The sequence below is a fragment of the Spirosoma arcticum genome (genome assembly GCF_054779955.1).
Map to the genome: position 1 here is coordinate 1 of NZ_BAAGXG010000050.1, position 2,756 is coordinate 2,756.

Genomic DNA, 2,756 nt, shown 5'->3' on the forward strand with positions numbered 1-2,756 from the left:
TGGTATCCGTATAAAAAAGTTCGGTACGGAAATGTGCAATACCAAGCTGATAATCAGTTTTGTTCCCCTTTGTAAACCTATTCCAGTAGCATACGAGCACCGTTAGTCAGGCTATTGAGGAAAGACGGTTAGAAACAAAACGTCTTTTCTTACTTTAGCCCGCCAAGCTGTTCCATATTTCTTATCTAAGTAGGTAAATACAACTTGGCTGTACTCTTGTAGACAGCTATCGTCTGCTGGTTTTACACATCCAAAATCCTCATACACAAAACCAAACTGCTTCTCAATGGATGAATCTTCAGCGCGCCTAACCGGTGCAATTCCACCTTGTAAGAGTAGTCTGGGCTTACTGCTGGCGATGTCTTGTTGAGCTACCGATGGGTTATAAGATGCACAACGCTTCAAGCTCTGCCCAGGCATACCGCCGATGCTGGTTAGTAGAAGAAGTAAGATGCTACTGGCTAATTGAGTGACCATGATATGATTTTAGATAGGTAACACGATTAGATAGGGTGTTGTACTTACCGTTAAGATTTCTTAACATAAATTGACTTATAGAACACATTCAGCGTTAACAAATCCCCAATCAGACCTCAACTTTAGAAGGCGTACGGGCTCGGTTTAGAAAGTAGGAAACCATCCAAAGGGCAACGGGTATTTCTACAAAAAAAGCCCCTTTGCGAATCCAATCAGTAGTTAGTAATCGTTGCATCAACGGGCCGGAATAACCCTGCTGATCAAATTGCAGCTCAATTGGTACCTGAATCAGGATAGTAGAAAGCCAGGCAATAATATGGCAACCTAAGACAATCCAAAGCATCCACCTCGGAATCGTGGAGGGCAAAAACCAGATCAACGAAATGGCCACCAGGGTTAGTAAGGCCATAGGTAGCACCAAGAAAGGAATCATCGTTTGACTGGTCGCAGCATGCCATTTACCAAAATCACTCGCTGAGATGTACTGTCCCAAATCAGCCCAGCTTTGGTATTCGACAAACTCATTCATCATGGCTGCCCCAAAGCAATAAAAGGTTAAAAGCAAATAGAGCAGGAAAACTCGTTCACTCAATGCCGTTTTCATGATACATGAAATTAGAAGGTCAATTAGGATTCAGTAATGGCTTAGTGAGCCAAAAATAAAATCCGTCTTCTAACTGGCATTGTAAAAATGGAAACTAGTCAAGGCTGACCGGCGTAGAAGTCCGCAGCCTGGGTGGAGGCTTGTAAATAGTCCGAAGGGGACCAACCCATAAACTGGCGAAAGTCTTTAATCAGATGAGATTGGTCGTAATAGCCAAACTGATAAACCATATCCAACCAATTGGGTTGTTGATGGCCAGCGATAAAGCGGTGTAAGGCATTGAAACGAGCAATGCGTCCGAACTGCTTGGGGCTAATGCCTACCTGCTGGGCAAACTGGCGAGCCAGAAATTGGCGACTCACGCCTAACTGGGTAACCAGGGATTGAATGGATTGACTGGCTGGCTGTTGGGCCATTAAGCGAATGGCGTGATCGGCCGTAGTCAGGGGTTGGGTAAAAATCGGTAAGCGTTTGGTTAGAAAAGTCTCTAAAAGGGCAACTCGTTGGCTGGGCAGTTCGCTTAATTGTTCGGTTAACTGAGTGACTTGCCGACCCCAAAGTGCTTCCAAGTCAACGGGTTGTTTGGTTAGTTCAAGCATGGGATAGCGCAACCAACGATGGAGCACACCAGGCTTAAAGAACACGCCTGCAATGCCACAAGGGGTTGGGATCTGCAATCGCCAGTGCTCGAGGGGCTGCACCAAGCCATAGCTGGTGGGCAGCTCAAGTTTACGATCAGCTCTTAAAATGATCTGAGGTCTGTCGGTTTGAAACAGGAAGATGAGCCCATCCATTCCATTTGGGGTCAGCGCATGCTCCATTGGATGGACATCCGTGCCAAAGGTTTCGACGATCCAAAACCGATCGACGAAGGGACGAAGGGCAGGCGATGGGGTGAATTCCTGAAACGTCATTTGACCCCCTTATCAGGTTACGTTAGTGAATCGAAAGTAGACGAGAAGTTAGGGATAAAAATTGGCTAAAAGTGAGAATAGGTATATTAACCACAAATCAGTTACACTTAAATTGATCTCTTTACATAAAGTTAGTTATAGAACGAGTCTGAGAATGTTACTAACTTACTGTGGGGCAGTTTGTTGTAATTTTTCCAGACTCGTTCTATGAATACGGATATGTTAATAGACTAAAAAAAGAAATCTAAAAAGAGTGATAAAAGAGGCAAATAAATAAAGCACAACTATCTGTCTCTACTAGCCATCAACGCTACTTTTTTAACTGGTTGATTGGGAGGACCTACTCGTTTAAAACCATGCTCCTCTCGAAATTTATCCTGTTCAGCTTCACTCATCGTTTTAAGTGCCCCTTCGCTTACTCTTTGGAAAAACTCTTCCATTTTACCCGCTGGCTGGAAAGTCATTAATAATCGGCCATCACCCGAGCCTACTTTGGCAAAATAATGCGGTACGTTTCGCGGATAACGAATTTCCTTTTATCGGATGCTTTCATGATACCGTCTTGAGTCGATCGGTTAGCAGGCCGACAACTAATTGGCTTGATTTTGTCATTTCGATAAGCAAAGATAACGGCGAGTATACTGGTAGCTACTTAGCAGGAAGGTCTGTAGCCATTGTGAACAAATAGTAAAGCCTTACTATAAAGTGAACAAAGCCCTTGAACGCAATGTCCTTCTTTGGTACAGTAAAATCACCTTCCA

General features: G+C 44.0%; 3 protein-coding genes. All 3 read right to left on the minus strand.

The annotated features are described in order from the left end of the window. Window positions 1-111: 111 nt before the first annotated feature. The 3 genes from ACYVHB_RS32745 to ACYVHB_RS32755 all read right to left on the minus strand — a co-directional run bounded on the left by ACYVHB_RS32745 (window position 112) and on the right by ACYVHB_RS32755 (window position 1,995). Window positions 112-477 carry an FEKKY domain-containing protein gene (locus ACYVHB_RS32745; RefSeq protein WP_461056280.1) on the minus strand — a complete coding sequence of 122 codons (366 nt, stop codon included), beginning with the start codon at window positions 475-477 and terminating at the stop codon, window positions 112-114. A 109-nt stretch (window positions 478-586) separates the two neighbouring features. Then, the gene (locus ACYVHB_RS32750; protein WP_461056282.1) at window positions 587-1,081 is read right to left on the minus strand and encodes a hypothetical protein; all 495 of its coding nucleotides are present in this window, start codon (window positions 1,079-1,081) and stop codon (window positions 587-589) included. A gap of 98 nt (window positions 1,082-1,179) precedes the next feature. Continuing rightward, the gene (locus ACYVHB_RS32755) at window positions 1,180-1,995 is read right to left on the minus strand and encodes an AraC family transcriptional regulator (RefSeq protein WP_461056284.1); all 816 of its coding nucleotides are present in this window, start codon (window positions 1,993-1,995) and stop codon (window positions 1,180-1,182) included. Window positions 1,996-2,756 lie beyond the last annotated feature (761 nt).